The 19,141-nt window shown below is 43.1% G+C and carries 23 protein-coding genes; 9 read left to right on the top strand and 14 right to left on the bottom strand.

The annotated features are described in order from the left end of the window. Positions 1 to 20: 20 nt before the first annotated feature. Positions 21 to 1,172 carry a peptidylprolyl isomerase gene (locus F6J99_RS24475; protein WP_293116158.1) on the bottom strand — a complete coding sequence of 384 codons (1,152 nt, stop codon included), beginning with the start codon at positions 1,170 to 1,172 and terminating at the stop codon, positions 21 to 23. 392 nt (positions 1,173 to 1,564) lie between these two features. Here F6J99_RS24475 and efp point away from each other — a divergent pair, with 392 nt between their 5' ends. Then, positions 1,565 to 2,122, top strand: coding sequence for an elongation factor P (efp, locus tag F6J99_RS24470; RefSeq protein ID WP_070394125.1), 558 nt, complete (start codon positions 1,565 to 1,567; stop codon positions 2,120 to 2,122). 144 nt (positions 2,123 to 2,266) lie between these two features. Further along, positions 2,267 to 2,752, top strand: coding sequence for an acetyl-CoA carboxylase biotin carboxyl carrier protein (gene accB, locus F6J99_RS24465; protein WP_293116155.1), 486 nt, complete (start codon positions 2,267 to 2,269; stop codon positions 2,750 to 2,752). A gap of 185 nt (positions 2,753 to 2,937) precedes the next feature. Here the strand turns inward: accB and F6J99_RS24460 are convergent, their stop codons facing one another. The 3 genes from F6J99_RS24460 to raiA form a co-directional block, all read right to left on the bottom strand. Next, on the bottom strand, positions 2,938 to 3,576 hold the full coding sequence (locus F6J99_RS24460; protein WP_293116153.1) for a GerMN domain-containing protein: 639 nt from the start codon (positions 3,574 to 3,576) through the stop codon (positions 2,938 to 2,940). 146 nt (positions 3,577 to 3,722) lie between these two features. Then, positions 3,723 to 4,499 carry a DUF2993 domain-containing protein gene (locus F6J99_RS24455; protein WP_293116151.1) on the bottom strand — a complete coding sequence of 259 codons (777 nt, stop codon included), beginning with the start codon at positions 4,497 to 4,499 and terminating at the stop codon, positions 3,723 to 3,725. A gap of 572 nt (positions 4,500 to 5,071) precedes the next feature. Next, a complete protein-coding gene (gene raiA / locus F6J99_RS24450) occupies positions 5,072 to 5,713 on the bottom strand; it encodes a ribosome-associated translation inhibitor RaiA (protein ID WP_293116149.1) in 642 nt (213 codons plus the stop codon). A gap of 191 nt (positions 5,714 to 5,904) precedes the next feature. Here raiA and lipB point away from each other — a divergent pair, with 191 nt between their 5' ends. After that, entirely contained in the window at positions 5,905 to 6,600 is a 696-nt protein-coding gene (lipB, locus tag F6J99_RS24445; RefSeq protein WP_293116147.1) for a lipoyl(octanoyl) transferase LipB, read from the top strand. 372 nt (positions 6,601 to 6,972) lie between these two features. On the opposite strand, the gene F6J99_RS24440 is transcribed toward lipB, so the two are convergent. Then, entirely contained in the window at positions 6,973 to 7,131 is a 159-nt protein-coding gene (locus tag F6J99_RS24440; protein WP_158517372.1) for a hypothetical protein, read from the bottom strand. A 10-nt stretch (positions 7,132 to 7,141) separates the two neighbouring features. Between F6J99_RS24440 and F6J99_RS24435 the strand changes: the two genes are divergently transcribed. Then, on the top strand, positions 7,142 to 8,317 hold the full coding sequence (locus tag F6J99_RS24435) for an RNA-guided endonuclease TnpB family protein (RefSeq protein WP_070394119.1): 1,176 nt from the start codon (positions 7,142 to 7,144) through the stop codon (positions 8,315 to 8,317). Between the two features lie 13 nt (positions 8,318 to 8,330). Here the strand turns inward: F6J99_RS24435 and F6J99_RS24430 are convergent, their stop codons facing one another. Continuing rightward, complete coding sequence (locus tag F6J99_RS24430; RefSeq protein WP_293116160.1) at positions 8,331 to 10,214, bottom strand: NFACT RNA binding domain-containing protein; 1,884 nt, start codon at positions 10,212 to 10,214, stop codon at positions 8,331 to 8,333. 69 nt (positions 10,215 to 10,283) lie between these two features. Here F6J99_RS24430 and F6J99_RS24425 point away from each other — a divergent pair, with 69 nt between their 5' ends. The 3 genes from F6J99_RS24425 (at position 10,284) to F6J99_RS24415 (ending at position 12,204) form a co-directional block, all read left to right on the top strand. Next, positions 10,284 to 10,541 (top strand): type II toxin-antitoxin system prevent-host-death family antitoxin, encoded by a 258-nt coding sequence (locus F6J99_RS24425; protein WP_293116144.1) that lies wholly within the window; start codon positions 10,284 to 10,286, stop codon positions 10,539 to 10,541. 283 nt (positions 10,542 to 10,824) lie between these two features. After that, positions 10,825 to 11,619 (top strand): phycobilisome rod-core linker polypeptide, encoded by a 795-nt coding sequence (locus F6J99_RS24420; protein ID WP_293116142.1) that lies wholly within the window; start codon positions 10,825 to 10,827, stop codon positions 11,617 to 11,619. A 252-nt stretch (positions 11,620 to 11,871) separates the two neighbouring features. Next, positions 11,872 to 12,204: a Nif11-like leader peptide family natural product precursor gene (locus tag F6J99_RS24415; protein ID WP_293116140.1), complete on the top strand. Its 333-nt coding sequence runs from the start codon at positions 11,872 to 11,874 to the stop codon at positions 12,202 to 12,204. 52 nt (positions 12,205 to 12,256) lie between these two features. On the opposite strand, the gene F6J99_RS24410 is transcribed toward F6J99_RS24415, so the two are convergent. The 5 genes from F6J99_RS24410 to F6J99_RS24390 form a co-directional block, all read right to left on the bottom strand. Continuing rightward, positions 12,257 to 13,564, bottom strand: a complete 1,308-nt coding sequence (locus F6J99_RS24410) for a phycocyanin operon protein Y (protein WP_293116139.1) — start codon at positions 13,562 to 13,564, stop codon at positions 12,257 to 12,259. Positions 13,565 to 13,566: 2 nt separating this feature from the next. Then, positions 13,567 to 14,052, bottom strand: a complete 486-nt coding sequence (locus F6J99_RS24405) for an ankyrin repeat domain-containing protein (protein WP_293116137.1) — start codon at positions 14,050 to 14,052, stop codon at positions 13,567 to 13,569. A gap of 9 nt (positions 14,053 to 14,061) precedes the next feature. Next, positions 14,062 to 14,361 carry an ankyrin repeat domain-containing protein gene (locus F6J99_RS24400; protein WP_293071734.1) on the bottom strand — a complete coding sequence of 100 codons (300 nt, stop codon included), beginning with the start codon at positions 14,359 to 14,361 and terminating at the stop codon, positions 14,062 to 14,064. Between the two features lie 142 nt (positions 14,362 to 14,503). Then, complete coding sequence (locus F6J99_RS24395; RefSeq protein WP_293116135.1) at positions 14,504 to 14,992, bottom strand: bleomycin hydrolase; 489 nt, start codon at positions 14,990 to 14,992, stop codon at positions 14,504 to 14,506. Positions 14,993 to 15,095: 103 nt separating this feature from the next. Next, on the bottom strand, positions 15,096 to 15,629 hold the full coding sequence (locus F6J99_RS24390) for a phycocyanin subunit beta (protein ID WP_293116133.1): 534 nt from the start codon (positions 15,627 to 15,629) through the stop codon (positions 15,096 to 15,098). A gap of 143 nt (positions 15,630 to 15,772) precedes the next feature. Here F6J99_RS24390 and F6J99_RS24385 point away from each other — a divergent pair, with 143 nt between their 5' ends. Beyond that, positions 15,773 to 16,441: a CHRD domain-containing protein gene (locus tag F6J99_RS24385; protein WP_293116131.1), complete on the top strand. Its 669-nt coding sequence runs from the start codon at positions 15,773 to 15,775 to the stop codon at positions 16,439 to 16,441. 187 nt (positions 16,442 to 16,628) lie between these two features. Then, on the top strand, positions 16,629 to 17,981 hold the full coding sequence (locus tag F6J99_RS24380) for an OB-fold nucleic acid binding domain-containing protein (protein WP_293116129.1): 1,353 nt from the start codon (positions 16,629 to 16,631) through the stop codon (positions 17,979 to 17,981). Positions 17,982 to 17,991: 10 nt separating this feature from the next. On the opposite strand, the gene F6J99_RS45695 is transcribed toward F6J99_RS24380, so the two are convergent. Genes F6J99_RS45695 through F6J99_RS45685 form a run of 3 tightly spaced genes read right to left on the bottom strand, consistent with a single transcriptional unit; the run spans position 17,992 to position 18,917 of the window. Further along, complete coding sequence (locus tag F6J99_RS45695) at positions 17,992 to 18,240, bottom strand: hypothetical protein (RefSeq protein WP_365974061.1); 249 nt, start codon at positions 18,238 to 18,240, stop codon at positions 17,992 to 17,994. Positions 18,241 to 18,253: 13 nt separating this feature from the next. Next, positions 18,254 to 18,649 (bottom strand): hypothetical protein, encoded by a 396-nt coding sequence (locus F6J99_RS45690; protein ID WP_365974059.1) that lies wholly within the window; start codon positions 18,647 to 18,649, stop codon positions 18,254 to 18,256. Then, positions 18,600 to 18,917, bottom strand: coding sequence for a hypothetical protein (locus tag F6J99_RS45685; RefSeq protein ID WP_365974057.1), 318 nt, complete (start codon positions 18,915 to 18,917; stop codon positions 18,600 to 18,602). The genes F6J99_RS45690 and F6J99_RS45685 overlap by 50 nt, the downstream gene beginning before the upstream one ends. Positions 18,918 to 19,141 lie beyond the last annotated feature (224 nt).

Below are 19,141 nucleotides of genomic sequence, written 5' to 3'. Positions count from 1 at the left end.
TCTATAACCTATCTTGATAGCTATGCCTGGGGCTCAACTAAATTTTCAGCCCCATCAATAACTCTCATCGACTCAATTACATCCCCTCGTTTGAGCTGTCTGAGTAACTCTTTGTTTTCTACCACATAGCCAAAGACAGAATAGCGCCCATCCATAAAGTTAATACCAGCTGGGGTAAGTTCCGGTTGAAACAAGAAGAAGAAAAACTGAGAAGAGCCACCATTGGGGTCTTCTGCAGGACGTGCCATAGCTAGGGTACCATAAGCAGAGAAGGGCAGCACAGGTTGCTCACGATAACGACCAATTTCTTCCAGGGTAAACTCATAAACCGGTTCCGAGTCTCCTTTAAGCATGATTTCTATGGGAATCCCTCGGTATTCACCAGTTTCCGGGTCAATAAAGCCTGTCGCTTTTCCTGGAGGGTCTCCTGCTTGGAGGATATAGTTATCTTCAGCACGGTTGAAGGTTAGACCATCATAGAAACCCCGCTGTACCAAATCCACAAAGTTACCGGCTGTGACTGGAGCATTGTAACCATCTACCACCATTCTCAAGGAACCTTCTTTTGTGGTCATTTCCACGGTAGCGCGACCCTTAAGTTGAGGTAAGTTACTATACTCTGGGGGTACCTCAAAGGGAAACTCCTCTACCATCAATTGTTCCAGTTCCCCAACTAGATGCAAGAGTATCCCGCGCTCAATCAAGACGTTTTCCTTGTCTTTAGCCTCCACAGCTTCTCGAATCTTAGCAATTTCGGCTTGGATCTGGGCAATTAGGGCTTCGCCTTGGGGTTTTCTGGCATCTGGAATGTCCGCTAGCAATTTCTGATCACTACTAGTTAAAACCACAGCAGCTTTAGTAATATCGCTGGTGATGGGACTCCAGCGTTTTGCCCGCATTTGTTGAGAAATATCCTCCAAACTGGCTTGTATTTTCCGCACTGGCTGATTATCTATCGGTAAGCCGTAGCGCAACAGAGCTCTACCATCAGTAATGGCATTACCCCCTGGTAATCGACTTTCACGAGCAGGTTCTTGATTACCAAAGTTAAACTTAAAGTTCCACCAAGCTCCACTCAGACCTAAGGAAAGGGACATTAACAGCAGCCCCAAGAGGGTAGTCTTGGTCAAGCGTTTCCACCAATCTGGCAAAGAGATCTTTAAACGTTTCATAAAAAATAATTGCCCCAAGCATTACACCAGTGGTGTCAAGGCTGATCCACAACGTATCAAAACTTCATCTCATATCTTCCCATGTCAAGGTAGTTTATGATACTGTTGAGCCGTTAGCGTGGGTATTTCACCTGGGGCTCTCACCGATCACAGCAATAACCCACTCCCCTAGACAGGTTATCCCCCTCTCCCTATGTTCCTATCCCCCCATCGATGATTTCACTAGCTTTGAGGTGATTGGCCAAAAGTATCGCTTAGTTTAGGGTTGACAAGTCCCTTGCCGCACCACTTTGGGACAAATCTTTACGTTAACCTCTTTAGTGCAACTTTCAACCTTCAACCTCTCAAGGGTAAAATAAGATGCCGATTGTTCTGCCCGAGTTAGCAGGTTAATGATTTCTAGTAACGACTTTCGCACCGGTGTCTCCATTGAGTTAGATGGATCCGTATGGCGGGTGGTGGAATTTCTCCACGTCAAGCCTGGAAAAGGTTCCGCCTTTGTTCGTACCAAACTAAAAAATGTCCAGACAGGGAATGTTGTAGAGAAAACCTTCCGGGCTGGGGAAACAGTACCCCAGGCAAACCTGGAAAAACGTGCCATGCAGCATACCTACAAAGATGGCGATGAATATGTCTTCATGGATATGGAAAGCTTCGAGGAAACTAGTCTAACTGAATCACAGATTGGCGATCGCTCCAAGTATCTCAGTGAAGAAATGGAGGTGAACATCCTGTTCTGGAACGACCAGATTCTAGAAGTAGAACTTCCCAATTCTGTAGTGTTGGAAGTAGTCGATACTGATCCTGGTGTTAAAGGTGATACCGCTACTGGCGGTACCAAACCAGCCAAGGTTTCAACAGGAGCTCAGGTGATGGTTCCTCTATTCATTTCCATAGGAGAGCGCATTAAAATCGATACCCGTAATGATTCTTATCTTGGTCGCGAGTAAATTGTTTTGATGCCTTTATTTGATGCCCTGAATAGATCATGGCAATCAAGATAATGGACTCACCTGACTACTAAGGCAAAATAATGCCAAAAAATCTTCATCCTTAGCCTTTAGGCCCAAGACCCTAACCTCTTTTTAAAAATTGTGGCATTAGACATCAATCAACTTCGTGATCTCCTAGCTGCTATTGCTCAAACCGATATTACAGAACTGACCCTCAAGAGTGATGATTTTGAACTCACAGTGCGTAAAGGGGTCAGTATCCCCCCTACTAGTGATTCCGGTGGAGCTAGCACTCCTTATCAAATCACTCCAGGCCCGGTAGAGGTAGCGCCAACACCAGTAACAAAACCAGAACCACCAGTACCTCCACCAGGGGTAGATCAAAAGTGGGAGGAAATTAAGTCACCCATGGTCGGGACATTTTACCGTGCTCCTGCTCCTGATGAAGACCCCTTTGTGGAGGTAGGGGAACGCATTAGTGCTGGTCAAACTGTTTGTATTATTGAAGCTATGAAGCTGATGAACGAAATTGAAGCAGAAGTGACTGGACAAGTAATGGAAATTTTGGTTAAAAATGGAGAACCAATAGAATATGGTCAAGCATTAATGCGGATTAAACCTGACTAAGCATTACTCCTTAGATAGGTTTCACAGATGTCAAGCTAATAATAGCTGCTAGAAGCGAAAATAGGTTTGCTGGGCATGCGAATTATAGGTCTGCCAACGTATATTTATTTGCCGCAGCGTCGGTTGAAAAATTTTCATCCAACGCTAGTGAGCAACTGCTCAAAGCAGTCTAACCTGGGAAACCTCTAGAGTGGGAAGTTTTGATCGACATCTTGGCGAGTCAGTGGTTGATCAAGCATTAAGCCTTCTCCACCTAAAACCTCTAGTTGTTTCCCATCTACCTGAATCCATACTTGAGTATTGGGGTCGAGACTGGTTGCTGTATAAACAACTTGGGCCAGACGACCACTCATGGAGCTACTGCCTCCACCAACGGTAAATTCCTGGGACAAGTCTACATGAACACCATCACTTTTGAGAGAAACACCCCGTAGTTTTGTACCTTGGGGAATAGTGGTAGTAAATGTCCCATTGGTCGGCCCAGCCAATAAACTGTTGAATGCGCTCTCTAAGATCTCACCTTTGTTAAGGGTCTTATTATTTAAGGGAATTGGACTGGGAATTAAAACAATTTTATTATCAACATCATTGAGCCAATAGACCTGAATTTTTTCCTTAGTTGAGGGTTTGTCAGTTGTGGGTTGTATAGTCTGAGATGACTTGGGTGTAGATGACTCGGGTGTAGTTGTCACAGGCACTTCTGGAGAAGATTGCTGTGAACGCCATGCCCACCAGCTACCTCCACCTGCTGCTGCTAAGACTAGGATGGAAATACTGGCAATCACACCGAGAGGAATACCACGATCGTCTTGTTGGTCATGCATAATAACTGATTAATCAAAAGGTTGATTTACTGTAATTTGATTGGCTGTGCTCAGATCTGACTAGTGGCACGAAACCCAATTGATTTTTTGATACTTCATGCTTGATATTTCATCCTTCATATTTTATATTTAATACTTAACACGGTTTACTCCTTAATCCGCACAAATGCTGCTAATTCTAATTCACTAGGATTTAACTGGAATTGTAAGATTCGGGCTGTGATACCTTCATCTTCAATATTGCTCAGATTTAAACGCTGGCTAAGACTACCAACAAATAATTTGATTACCTGAGGAGGCAGTGGGTTCCCATCAACCGACAACTTTGGTTCAATTAGCTGTATGCTTTTCCCGCTCAGGATGGCCACACCGGAGTTTAAGATAATCTCTAGGGGTTGATTATCTCCTTGCTGTAATGTCACTTGTAAATAAATACGGTTGTTCTCTAGGAAGTTTACTTGTGAATTCAGTAGTTTATAACGCCTACTGCCACGACTGATCACAGCATTGATCAAATCGTTTAATTGTTCTCTAACTTCCGGCGACTCTAGAGCTTGGTTAATATCTGACTCGGTTAAAACTAGACGCACTCCAGCTTGTAGCGGTTGCCTCAGAGAGTTCGCTAGTGAGTCTTTACCACTGTTACGGACCTTCTCTATATCAAGGTCAATCTGATCAGTTTCTAATTCCAACAGACCAATCCGGATATCTGGCGTCAGCCATAACCCCTTACCAGCAATTAAAACCTGGTCTACTTTGCCTGGCAAAATTTGATAATTGGGAGTGTTGTTAACTCGGACTTGCAATTGCTCGACCTGGGAAAACTGGGAGCGGATATTGCTTTCGATCACCTTGTCGAGGATGAAACCCACCCCAGAAATGACAGTGATTAAGCCTGATAGGAATATGGTCAAAAATTCCATGAAAAAAAAAGGCAGAACGTTAAAAGTCAGGTGAGGCAAGGAGGGGAGTTAAGGGAGATAGGGTAGGTGTAAATAGTAGAGCAAAATTCAAGTTAACTGTTAAGACTTGGGAACAATAAACTTGCCTATCAGGCAATAGAAGAGGATTCAATGCCTTCACACATCTTACACAGGTCTTAACACAGTTAACTTGATCAGGACTTACGCACCAAGACCCTTAAACCCTGGTTTCTGGTAATACATCAAAGGTTTAAATCGGTGTAATTACCGTCAATAACCAGCTGGCTGGGGTAAGTCCTGTTTATTTCTATCCATGTCCTTACCATAAAATTCCCTCTTAATCTTATCCCAAAACCCAGTTGAACAACCCTGTGCTAAGAGCAGGGTTGTTCAGCTGGTTTTCCTTCTCACAATTCAAATTTCAATGGAAACACCATAACGTCAGGCATAAATTGTGATAGCAAACAACCCCACACCAAGCTTTTAAGATGGTGTGGAGCTTTGAGAAGATTTTGTTAACTCTAGTGATCGGTCAACGGTCAACGGTCAACCTTTAACCAACAGCCGAGTTTTTATAAGAATCCTGCGGCAGCACTAAGGCTTTGAGGCACCTTACCGTTAGTGTGGTGAGTTTTTCCATTGCCATGACGGGGCTGGATTACTCCATATCCGCCATGATTGCGTTCATAGATTACATTAATCTCCCCGCTTTTAATGTTCCGGAACATATAAAAATCGTGGTCTACTAGCTCTAGTTGTTCCAAAGCTTCCTCTACAGTCATTGGCGGCATGGCAAAATACTTCATGCGCACCACTTCTTCCGGTAGCTCAGGAGTGCGATCGCTAATCAGATCAACTGGCACCGATTCTTCTTCTAGTATTACCTCTGTCTTGGCCTGATTACGGGTTTTCTGAGATTGCAGCTTCTCCTTATATTTGCGCAGTTGACGATGAATCTTATCAGCCACCAGATCAATGCTGGCATACAAGTTTTCAGTACCCTCTTGGGCACGAATCACTGTCTTATTGGCATAAATGGTTACTTCAGCTGTCTGTTTAGGGTTTATCCGAGGATTACGAGCCACCGATAGATTTATATCCACCTGATTGGTAATGTTTTGAAAATGATTGACCGCCTTTTCTATTTTTTGATGTACATAGTCACGAATTGCATCGGTGATATCGATGTTTTTACCTTGGATAACAAGCTTCATACTGACTACTCCATCTCGTAACGTTTGCGCTTGACAATAGCAGTGGAGGTTGGGGAGATCTGCTATTGCTTCATACTCTTACCCTATCACTTTGTATTCTAGAGAACATCAACTTTTGATTTCTCTTTAAATTCCTTTGCATTCGTTGACATTGATAAAATAGCGCATAAAGTATGAGATAATTAAAGATCGTGCGTAAATGTTTAATTAGTCATCAAGGCTTAGTCCCTTACACAGTGGCTTGGGAGCAACAGCGATCGCTAGTTAGTCAACGGCTCCAAGATTCCAGTTTGGATGATATTCTCCTGTTGCTGGAGCATCCACCGGTTTACACCCTAGGAAAAGGATCCCGTCTTGACTTTCTCAAATTCGATCCCAATCAGGTTAACTCGGACGTGCATCGGATAGAGCGTGGTGGTGAAGTGACCTACCACTGTCCTGGACAACTGGTAGGCTACCCGATTCTCAATCTCCGGTATTATCGCCAAGATTTACACTGGTACCTCAGACAGCTGGAGGAAGTTTTGATTCAGGTGTTGGCTGTCTATGGACTCAAGGGTGAGCGGGTGGCTGGGATGACTGGTGTCTGGCTAGAAGGATGTAAAGTTGCTGCCATTGGCATTAAGGTGAAGCGCTGGATTACCATGCATGGCTTTGCTTTGAATGTCTGTCCTGACCTTGCAGGTTTTAATCATATCGTTCCCTGCGGCATTGCGGATAAACCGGTGGGTAGTCTAGCTCAGTTTATTGCCGATCTTAGTGTGGAACAGGTACGCTTAGATCTGTGTGGTAAATTTGCTGAGGTTTTTGGTGTGCAACTGATTGACCAAGGGGAAACGGGATGCAAGCTGATACCAAATAGCCTAAGCATTCAGCATAAGCGCTAGGCGCACGCGTGCGCGTTCAGTTATCAGCATTCAGCCTTTTGTGTTCTGACTTTCCTACTCCCTACTCCCTACTCCCTAAAAACCAGGATTTTGTACCTCACCCAATTGAGGATTGCTATATGTGTTAATTTTTATTAAAAAAATCACCAGCTGTGGAGACAGCTGGTATGATCCACGTAATTAATTAGAGATACGTCGTCGTTTTCCATGAGGAAAATCCAGGCTGCGCGTTCCCAAACCGACAGCCTAAAAATTTCTTCTTTAAATTAATCGTAACAGAGAATACGTTCTTTTTTGTAATTAAAGTTTACATTTTTTTGGTTGAGGCAGATTTCATCACCGACAAAAGGGGGTTCGGGGGATTATCCCTCCCTAAGGGATAATCCCCCGCAGCCAGCCGTTCGCGCAGCGTGACCAAAGGTCAACGCGCCCCGCATGACCAAAGCTCAAGGGTTCAATACCCTTGAGGTTGGCTAATAAATCTTCCGGAATATCCACCCATCTTGATTTAGAATAAATGTAGATACTCACATGTGAAATAATGGAGATTAAAAACACAGTACTGACTATAGTTTGCAAGATTCAACCAACCCCTGATCAAGCCAAGAAGATCGAGGCTACACTCAAGGGATTTGCCGATGCTTGCAACTATACTAATGCTGTGGTCAAGTCATCCATAACTAGCAAAAACACCATACAAGCCCAGGTTTATCAATACATTAGAGAGACCTACAGCTTGAGTGCTAATCTAGCGGTGAGAGTTTGCGGACGTGTAGCTGCGAACAGAAAAACTGCTAGGCACAAAAATAAACCGGTATTAGAATTTAGTCCGACCAGTGCTGATTACGATGCAAGAATTTTTAGTTATAGAGAAAAAGACCAAACTGTTAGCTTGACTTTAGTGGGTGGGAGAGAAAGGTTTCTTCTGCATATTGGAAGCTACCAAATCGGTAAGCTCAAAGACAAAAAACCTACTTCAGCTAAACTATGCAAGCATCGTGATGGCAATTACTACATCCATATCCAGGTAAAAGACAAGGCTCCTAAGCCCCAAAAAGTCAAAAAAGTGATTGGGGTTGATCTAGGACGTACGGATATTGCTGTAACTAGCGAAAATCAGAGTTTTTCTGGAAATCAGATCACGCAAGTTAGGGATAAGTTTGCCAGAGTCAGATCGCAAATCCAGCACAAAGCCTCGAAGGGCACAAGAAGTAGTAGGCGGAGATGTCGCCAACTTCAGAGACGGCTATCGGGCAAGGAAAGGCGTTTCCAGGCTTGGGTTAATCACAATGTAAGCAAGTCCATCGTAGAACTGGCGAAATCTCAAGGGGCGGTTATAGCTCTGGAAGATTTAACGGGTATCAGGGAAAGAACAAATCTCCAGCCAAGATCTAAAAAGGAAAGAAGAAGGTCTAATAATTGGGCTTTTTACCAACTTCGTGAATTTATACGATACAAGGCTTTAGAGGCTGGAGTAAAAGTTGTCTTTGTGGATCCCCGTTATACTTCTCAGACATGCCATAAGTGCCTACACATCCATCCAGTAAAAGGTAAGTCCTATAGGTCCCGGAAGCGCTACAAATGTGGTGCCTGTGGATGGAATGGGGACGCCGATTTCAATGGTTCTAAGATGATCCAGTTATTGGGGCAGAGTGTAACCCTGCCCGGAGGTTCGTACTTATCTTGTTCTCTAACAGATATTGTACAGGGCTACTAAAAGCCCCCGGTTTCTAGCCGTGGGGATTGGTTACATAATCACGACCTTGATCAGGACGGCCCCAGAGGATTTGCTCGTGCTTATAAATCGCCATGCCGGGTTTAGCGCCTTTGGGCTTGTAGACATATTTGGGTTTCGTGTAAACAACTGGTACCTGTTCACTCTGACACCCCCGGCTGTTGTAAGCGGCTAGATCAGCAGCAAATTGCAAATCTGCTGGATCCGCTACTGTTCCTGGCTCTAATCTCAGTAGTACATGACTCCCAGGAATCTCTTGGGTGTGAAACCAGAGGTCATAATCCCCAGCTGTGCGAAATGTCAGCTGGTCATTTTGCCGATTGTTGCGACCAATCAATAATTCAAAGCCACTGGGAGTCTGATATCGATAGGGCTGTGAGACATCGGATAGATTACGACTCCTTTGAGCAGAAGCTTCTAAATATCCTTGCCCAATTAGCTCTTCGCGGATTTCCTGTAGGGTTTGTAAGTCCTCTAGAGTGTTATAGGTATTTAGCTGAGTTAATGATGCCTCGACTTGCTCTAAATACTGTATTTCATCCTGTACTTCTTTTAGTAATGGCTCAACGGCATCGCGAGTTCGTTTCAGTTTTTGGTGTCGCTTGTAGAAAGCTTGGGCATTTTGGACAGCATTTTTCTCAGGATTTAAGGGAATCTTGACTGGCTGGTTGGTTTCAAAGTCCGGTATAGTGATGGATTTCATCCCTGGTTGCCAATCCTGGAGATATGCCATTAATAAGTCAGCTTTTTCTCGGGATTGGTCAGCTTGGTCAGATTGCTGTAAACGTTCGTTAAAGCTAGAGGCTTTTTGCCGTAGTTTTCGTAGATTATTATTTAGCTTCTGAGTCAGTTGGTTATGCAACCGGGAAAACTCGTGTTGATTGAACTGGTTGGTGTAATAGGAATTGAGTAAGGTTTGGATATTTTTAGCTGGTTTAACTATTCCCCAATCCATTACCGTATATCCTTGGTTTGTCCAGCCTGGCTGAAAAAGGTTGACAGGTTTAAGGTTAGCAGGTTGTTCGCGTAGCGTGGCCTTTTGGCCAAGGTTAGCAGGTTGTTCGCGTAGCGTGGCCTTTTGGCCAAGGTTGGCAGGTTTAAGGTTGGCAGGTTTAAGGTTGTCTGTAGACAAGTTGCTAACGTTCAATAAAGTTTGTAACCATTGTTGCCAGCGTTGAAATAGGTTTTGCCAGTCGGATTCTTCTAGGTTTTCGGTGGATTGCTTTGGGTCTAAACCAGCTGCTTGTACCATTGAGCGAGCGAGGGTGGGACTCAATCCTCGATAACTTTTGAGTAACTGATTTGCTACTGCTCCTGGTATCAAACTGACTCGTTCTTGCCAGCTCTGGTAGGGTTCAGTCAAACTGGGGCTAGTGCCAGTCAGGGCTGGTGGGAGTTCGTAAGGTTGACCGGTTTGAATAGTACGGACGCTGGATTGCTGGTTACTGACTTGATGAGCAGTGGTGACAATCAGATTGTCAGCATCAGTGAGGATTAGGTTACTGTATTTGCCGATAATTTCTACATACAAATGCCAAGTCGCAGCTTCTCCAGGGCGTTTGGCAAATTGCAGGTCTAATACTCTCTCCCAAGGGGCAATGGTTTTGATGGCAATTAGGGCGAAGCCACCTAACTGGTGCCGCAGTTGGTCACTAAAGGTGAAGGTGTCGGGAACCCTTGGTGGTGGATCTCCTATGCAAATTCGGGCAGCTTGGGGGTGCCAACAAATGGTGAGCCAACCTCGACCATTTAGGGTGCGTAGGGCGATGGCAATGGTGTAGCGATCGCGTTGATAGACTTGTTCGGTACGTCCTGGTACCCAGGTAGCACGCAACTCAGAACAAGCAGCGATCAGGGTGGTATAGTCAACAGGTTGCATGGGCCAGGTGCCAGATCTGAGCTTCGTAGGATTGGGGTTTGAGAATGCGATCGCTTCCGCTAAAAGCGATTGGCCGTAGGCCACGCTACGCGATGCTCGGTACGAGCCGCTACGCGAACGCAGTCTAGCCCAGTTCCAATTTTCAGTATTTACAATACTATTGTATTAAGTCAGGCTGAGGGCTACGATGTTAGTCGAGAAACTACCTCTTCTCAAGTCAGAGCTAACCTAGCCAGTGTCCTAGATCAAGTACAGGATGGCCAACCAATTATTGTCGTCAAAAATTTGCTCAAGCCTGGGAGTAGACTGAGGCCAAAGTCAGGTTGATGGTCAGGGATTTCAAGTCGATTTGGGTCCATAGTCGCAAGGGCAATACTGCAGCAGAAAGGGCCGGGTTAGCTGACGCAACCTGGAGTTGGCATGACTTGATCAGCGATCCCACACGGTGCTGATCGACCACCAAATTTTCCAAATAATAATTTTTGTAAATTTGTTTCTCATAAATTAGGACAAGATCGCACCTATTGGTTATTTTTAGTATGGATTGCTTAATCAAGCAATTAAAAACAATTTCAAAAGTTAAGCTTTTTTAGTATTTAGGAGAAAGTGGATGGGAAATTTAGCTCGTTCGGCAACCCTCGGTTTGGATGCCTTTGAAGGAGACCCTTTAGAAATGCGTCCTAATCAGACTGAAGAGGATTTACAAATCATCATTAGGGCTGTTTACAAGCAAGTCTTGGGAAATGAGCATTTAATGGAAGAACAACGTCTGGAAAGTGCTGAAGCACTTCTCCGGGATGATGACATTACTGTTCGTCAGTTTGTGAGGATAATCGCTCAATCCAATTTATATAAGTCACTTTTCTTCCATTCCTCTTCTCCATACCGCTTTATTGAACTGAATTTCAAACATTTGTTAGGTCGTGCGCCTCAATCTCAACAAGAAATTCAAGACCACGTTCAAATCTATTACGAACAAGGATATGATGCTGAGATTGACTCCTACATCGATAGCGAAGAATATATTTTGAACTTTGGAGAATATATTGTTCCTTATCCTCGTAATATTCGTTCCCAAGTTGGTCTCAACAACGAAAGCTTCAATCGGATGTTTTCCTTGTTAAGAGGTTCTCCTACTAGCGACAGAAATAACAGTGCTCAATTAATTACCTCTGTCGCCTCCAATATGGCTACTCCAATCGAGCCCCTTGCTATGGGCAATGGTGCGAACTATGACAATACTGGTAAACGTTTTAAGATTACCTATTCTAGTTCCAACGACTTCGCTCGTGCGCAAAAAGTCAGCAAACAACAGATAACAGTAAGCTTTGATTGTATGTCAAAAGCATTTCAGAATATTCATGGAGTAGGAGGTAAGATTCTTAGCATTACTGAGGCACTTTAAAAATCTCCTCTGTGACCAGCAGCAATTGTCCTAGGTTACCTTAAAACTAATGATTAAATCTCATCTATCTCATCGAGATGAGATAGATGGGATTTTTTTTAATTTTTTTTGAATAGTGGGACAGGATTGTATAATTTTACACTGGCTGGTATTTAACACTGGTCGCTGACCTAACTCAGCAGAAATGTTTCAGGATTAAAAAATTCGGGCTCAACACATAAACTTAACAACTTAGAAAAGATCTTGTTTTTTATGTCTAAACAACAACTCATGGACTTTATTGTTGCTGTCAAAAAAGATCAATCATTGAAAGCACAATTAAAAGATGCCCAGCCCGAAGAAATTATCCGTATTGCCCAACAAGCAGGATTTCAGTTCTCCGAAGAGGTTAAGGGGAGATTTAGGAATCGCTGGGCAGGAGTCTACAGCTGTCCTCAAAGGGAGGATGTTAACGAGATCTGTCCAGCACTTTGTCCGCCAGGTTTTAAGTCATTAGCTGAGTACTCTCAGTCAACCTGCACCCCTTACGACAAACAAGAAAAATATGATTTTCGTTCTGGCTTTAAATATACTAATGTAACATAGTTTACTAAATAACATAGTTTGGGGTTTGGGGATTTTCGGGACATCAAGTCCCTTAATCTCCCTGGTCTACCTCCCTACCCCGCTTACCCTGAGGGGGGTAACTCTTGCCCTTTAGTTGAATCAGCCAATCAGAGTCATTAGCACAAAGAGCGCGACCACTTGAATCACCCAAATAATCTAATGCTAATAAACAAGCATACTTTAATTTCCAAACTTTACTTTCAAGACCAGCTTTTAAATGGGGAATTGCTTGGTTGTTACCTAAGTTACCTAAAGAGATAGCAGCAGCAATTCTCGATTTGACAAATTTGTCTCCCAAATTCAGTAACGTATCCACAAAGAGATCGTAAGCAGGTTCGTATTTCAACCAACCAAATAGTTTAATAATATGGTAGTGAGCTCCGTAATCTTCCTGAGCGTTTTCGTCAAAAGATTTTTTTAATATTTCTCCAGCATTAGGGTAAAAATCCAGCATCGCCTTACTTGCCAAATAACAATAGGCAAAATCTGTATTGTAGAGGTCTTGAATTACTCTTTCCAAACTCGGTTTTTGGGGATATTCATAAGCCATTGTAAGGTCTTGAGGATGATCCCAAATTGCTAAATCAAAACTCGATTCCATTACCGAATCATCAACGGTTCTTTTTTCTTGTGCCTGATCTGCTAAAAATCGCATTCCCCGAAGACGTAGAGACTGGGAAACAGGAGCAGCAGCTATATCAGGAATAGCCAAATCGTATTCTAAATCCATCAGGTCTTGAATCGCTCCTCGCCGGGCGTGAATGTTTTTATCATTCAAGAATTTGATAATTCGATGGACTTGATTGTCATCTCCTGATAACTTACAGGTAGCAGCTATGGCTGCACAAGCTATGGCAGAATCTTCTGATTCCGTAAATCGAGCAATTCTTGCCAATGCTGGTTTATAATTGAGTTTAGTTATAGTTTGAATGATTACTCGATAAATTTGTCCTTTTTTCTCTAATAATTGAGCAATTTTTTCCAGAATGTCCTGATTAGATGTCCCAATCTCACCGATTGCCCAAACAGTATTTTCTACCATATAGCGATCATTATCCCCCAAGAAAGGTTCCATGACTTCGATGGCATGATTAACCTTTAAGCGTCCTAATGATTCTATTGCTTTACGCTGTGCTTGACGATTTTCCCGTGCAGGATTAGGGTCTTGCAAAACTTTGATTAGTGCTTTGATTGAGCGTTCCGTAGGAAAGTTTACTAAATGAGCTGCTGCTAGATAACGGTGATATTTTTCTTTTAGTTGTTCTACTGGTGTTTCCAAAAGTTCAATCGCTTTTTCTTCTGATAAACCAGGAAATAAGTTGAGAAAAGGACTAGTCATCTTTAAATTGAGGATTTGAGCAGTTTGACAATATCGCTATAACCTTGCTTTTGAGCCATCATCAATGCTGTGTAACCATATTCGTCTTGGGCATTAATATCTGCCCCAACTTTAAGCAAGGTTTTTACCGCATCTATATGACCATGAGCTGCTGCCATCATCAGTGCAGTCCAACCATGTTGATCTTGAGGGTTAATATCTGCTCCATAGTTGAGCAATATTTTTACGGTTTCTGTATGTCCCGATGATGCTGCTGCCTGTAATGCGGTTCCGCCATATTTATCTATCGCATTTACCTCCGCACCCTTTTCAAGTAAAACTTGTAAGGTCTTCGTTTGCCCTTCCCGCGCTGCCCACATCAATACCGTTCTACCAAAGAGATTATCTTTTCCATCGATATTAGTAACGTTTTCAAGTAATAAACCTAAAGTCTTAGTATCACCCCTCTTAGCTGCCTCTATTAATTGAGCGTTTATCTCAGCAATCATAATAGTGATTTATTCTTTTGCTCCGCTATCCCTGAGAATTTGCTGGATTTCTTTTAAGTTGAGTTTGATAGCATATTTTAATGGGGTATAATCCCAATCATTGATGGCATTAACATCAGCTCCTTTCTCGATCAAAAATTCCACAATCTCCCTATAGTTACGAGATACAGAACGCATTAGAGCAGTGGCATTTTCTTTATCCTTAACATTGACATCAGCCCCTTGGGCTACTAGGGATTTTACGACTTCTAGATCTCCATCTTTACTTGCCTGTAAAAGTCCTTCGTTAAGATCATTTGTAGAATTCATAATTATCTGTCAAAAACCAATCAAAAACCAACTGATAAATTTAAATAACCCTGAGCAGTAAACTTAACCAATAAAGCTAAGCATCCTGCCCAGAGTTTTATAAAGAGAATTAACTCATCAAATTAAATTGATGGCAATGTCCCTAGGACATAGAGTTAATTAAATAGTCGATATAACCAGTCAATTCTGTGGCAGCTTGAGCAGACATATCGCGAGGAACGCAGATACGATCTCTTACTTTAGTGAAGGCAGCCACATAAGCAGCAGTATTGATTCCGAGGGAGCGGTAAACTTCACGGGCTCCCGCAATACCCCATTCGTCAAGAGGACCAGTACCACCAATAACTAAGCAATAATTAATTAAGCGTAGGTAGGTAGTTACATCGCGAAGACATTTGTCTTTGCGTACTTCAGGAGTGCAACCTTTGCTAATTCCGTCGGGAAATTCTGAATAAACTGCATCAACAGCTTCTTTAGCAACGGCTTCGTAGTTGGAAGCTAGCTTGTCTGCTGCTTCTAGACGCGCATCAGCCCGTTGAATATTACCAGCAATAGATTCTAAATCAGATCCACTGGGATATCGACCTGCGGTATCTGCTGAAGCAATCGTAGTGGTTAACACTGATTTCATGACTCAATTATCTCCTATTTTTCAATTAATGTAATTGCAGCTCAAACAACAGCTTGATTAAAACTCCTTTAATCAGCATTAAAACTTGTCTAACCAGCTAAGGTTAGCTAATCGCTGTCGTTACTGCATCGAAATAACCACCAATTTCTGAAGCTAATGAGGCGCAATCACCTTCAGTTACAGTCATTTTGCGCTGAGAAGCTGTGTTAGTTACAAAGGCAAGAGCAGCAGCTTTCATAATGTTGACAGCACGACTGACACTACCTGTAGGAACACCTAATGCGGAGTAAGTTTCTTTTAAGCCGTTTAAGCAACGGTCATTGAGTACAGAAGCATCTCCTGCCAAAATAGCATAGGTGATATAACGTAGAACGATATCCCCATCCCGCAGGCAAGCAGCCATTTTGCGATTGGTATAGATACTACCACCAGGTGCTGTCAGACCCTCGTTTTCGCACACAATACCAGATACAGCATCAGACACGATACAACTAGAGTTGCTAGTAATGAAGCTCGCAGCATCTAGACGGCGGTTTCCCAAAGAAACAAATTCTTTGAGAGCATCTAGGTCACCACCACCGAGAAATTCACCCTTTTGGTCTGATGCAACTACTGCTCTGGAAAAAGCATCGAACATTTGTTTGTCCTTGAATTTATACAAAAGGTTTATGGATATCTATATGAAGATACAATAATGAAGGTTCTCTTAGTCCTGTTTCTGAGAAACAATGTAATAAAAGTTTATATTTTAGCCTAATCCCCAAGAAGATCCACGCCTAGTTGTCCTCAGAGCGCGGCAAGAAAAGTCCTAGGGGCGAAGCCTTTGGGGAATCAGTGCAGGCTCAAACCCTAGTAAGTCCATCCAAATGCTTCGCCTATACCCTGTTTCAAGCAACATTGGACAGTGCTCAGGAAGTCGCTCCTGGAGGGGTTACCCAATCCCCAGCAACTGGCTCTGCTAGCTTAAAACTCAATGATGCTGGTACTGAACTGACTTACAGTATTAACGTTTTTGGTGTGGACTTTAGCCAGCTAGCGGATGTACCAAGTCCTGCAAATGCTCTAGATGTGGCTACCCAGCTCCATTTTCACCAAGCTCCCCGTGGGGAAAATGGTCCGGTAGTCTTTGGTATTTTTGCTCCGGATCAGGATAATGATGACCGCACGGTTACCTTTAACTCGGATGGCTCAACCACTATCTCAGGAATTTGGGATCTTGATGATCCTGCCAGTACTTCCTTGAGTGAGATTGCTCCTGGACTGCTGGCTACTGCTCCTGGTGCAGATACGGATCTCTATTTGAATCTTCACTCAGAAAATGACCCAGCAGGGATAATTAGAGGACAAATCATTGCTACCCCTGTCTCCGAACCCTTCTCAGTATTAGGGTTACTAGCGGTGGGAGTCATTGGTGCAGGTTCAGCAATCAAGAGAAAGCTAGTAAGCTAGTACTCTGTCAATTTAGTTTTTAGGGTTAGGTGTTAGGGGTTAGGTTAATGGTTAATGGTGGTTGGTTAATGGTTAATGGTATTAGAAATAATGTTAGGTTAATAATGTTAGGTTATAGTATTTAAACCCTAATCCCTAATCCCTAATCAGGAAAAGTAAAAGTCTAGTTACCCCGTAAATTTAATCGATGGTTAAAATCATCAGCCGTAAATCCTTAGGTACTCAAGCTGTCTATGATATTGGTGTCAAGAGCGACCATAACTTTATTTTGGCAAACGGTATGGTTGCTTCCAATTGCTTCAACAAATCTCACTCCACCGCCTATGGCTATGTAACCTATCAAACTGCCTATCTCAAGGCGAATTACCCAGTTGAATATATGGCAGCGCTGCTGACAGCGAGTAGTAACAGCACGGACAAGATACAGAAATATATTGCTACTTGCTCAACTATGGGCATTGAGATTTTGCCACCGGATATCAATCGTTCTGATTTTGATTTTACCCCCATCTCTAATAGTATATTGTTCGGGTTTTCAGCTATCCGGAATTTGGGACACGGAGCAATTAATTGTATTATCAAGGCTCGGGAGACTGGTGGTGAGTTTAAGGCTTTGGCAGATTTATGCGATCGCGTGGATTTGCGCACCCTTAACCGCCGTGGTTTGGAAGCCTTGATTTACTGTGGTGCCTTTGATAGCATTCAGCCCAACCGCCAGCAACTTATCAAAGACCTAGAACCAGTGATTAGTTGGGGGCAAGACCGTGCCAAAGACCGAGAAAGTGGTCAGCTGAACATTTTTGATCTCTTTGGCAACACTAATTCTGAGCCAGATCAAAATCAGAACAATAATGCTTGGGAATCTGCTCCCAGCGCTCCACCAGTTTCTGATTTTTCACGCCAAGAAAAATTAAATTGGGAAAAAGAATTGCTGGGTTTTTATGTGTCTGACCATCCTTTAAAATCAGCCCGTCCAGTAGCTCAAGTGCTTTCTCCTGTCAGTTTGGCCGAGTTAGGAGACCAAAAGAAGGGAACAACGTTGAGTGCTATTGTGATGCTCACTGAAGTTAAGCCTCACCTCACCAAAAAAAATAATGAACGCATGGCCTTTGTGCAGATGGAAGATCTGACCGGTCAAGCTGAAGGAGTTGTATTCCCAAAAACTTACGAAAAAATTAGTTCATTACTGCAAGCCGATTCCCGTTTAATTATTTGGGCAAAGGTGGATGAGCGAGATGAAAAAATTCAACTGATTATTGAGGATGCTGAGCTCATTGAAACTTTACGAACAGTAGTAGTAGAACTTACCCCTCAGGAAGTTACGACAAACAACCTTAACCAATTAAAATCGATTCTGCAAAAACATTCCGGTAAAAAACGTCAGGCAAAAGTACCCGTACTGGCAACTATTCCTACACCCCAGCAGTATCAATTTGTCCGTTTTGATTCTAAATACTGGGTGCAAGATGACCAAGTAACCGTTAATGCTCTCAAAGCTAGCGGATTTGATGCCCGTACTGCTCCAGTTATTAGGAGTTGAGTCTGATAGCTTACAAAAATCGAGCCAATAATTCTTCACGAGACAATTGTAGCAATAGGGGGGTAAATTCTTCTGGAGAGAGTGCAATCAATGGCTCAATGATGGCGAGGAGTTGCTGGTCTAGTTCACCAAAACGCGATCGCAATAAGTAAGTGACCATACTACGGCGTTCGTTTTGCATACCTTGGACTAGTCCCTCCAGTTTGCCAAGCTGAGTAGCCACTTGAAGTCGTTGTTGATAAATCCCAGATAATTGCATTACTAACTCCCGGTCATCTTCCTCTAGGTCTTGATTCTGTTTTATACGTGCCTCTAATATCGCGCCTCTTGTCATATACTAATTCTAGGATATTGGCTTTGAGCTGACTCTCACTCGGCAGGGATTTCAATTCCTCAATCGCCTGCTGTTGTACTCTACCTCTACCGAGAATTCTCAACCATAAGGTTTCTGGCGTTACCGGCAGTTGGTGAATCGCCATAATTGCCGTATACAACGATTTCCCCAGAAAGTAGATACCTCTGGGAAAATTAACCAGATCTGGTTGAGCATGGAAGCTTTCCAAAAACTCTTCCGAAGCGGTTGGGGATAGAATCCATAAACGAGGCAATTCAGTGACCCTAACTTGGGCATGAGCTCGCTTGCTTAGCCTGACGGAACAGTTGACCATGAACCTCCGCCAGTTTACCGATACAACTGAGTACCTCCGCTTTAGTGACTGGGTTGCGGAAGGGTTCAAACATTGCAGGAGTTGTAGCCAGTTCTCCGAGTAATCCCAGGTTTTGTGCATTGGTTACTAGTGCTGGGGATGGCACAAAGTAAACATCAACTTGTTGGACTTCCCCAGCTACTTCCCAGCTCGTTTCTACCTTACCAAGTGGGTCTAGGAGTTCTTTAAGATATTGCTTGGCAAATTGGTCATGGACTTTTCTTGTCATGGAACACCCTCAGGACTATTGATTTAATTAGTAAGCCAAAAGTCCATTTTATAGAACTTGATATAACCAGCTAAAATCCTATCTTATTCCCTAACTCCAACTTCTTATCTTCTTAGCAATCTCCTAAAACTATAGCGTTTCTCATAGCTATGAGGTACACAGATTTTTTTCCCTATTCCCTATTCCCTATTCCCTATTCCCTGTTCCCTACTCCCTACTCCCTA

It is taken from the genome of Moorena sp. SIO4G3, from assembly GCF_010692305.1.
Taxonomy (GTDB): domain Bacteria; phylum Cyanobacteriota; class Cyanobacteriia; order Cyanobacteriales; family Coleofasciculaceae; genus Moorena; species Moorena producens_A.
This window is presented reverse-complemented; position numbering and strand designations above follow the sequence as displayed.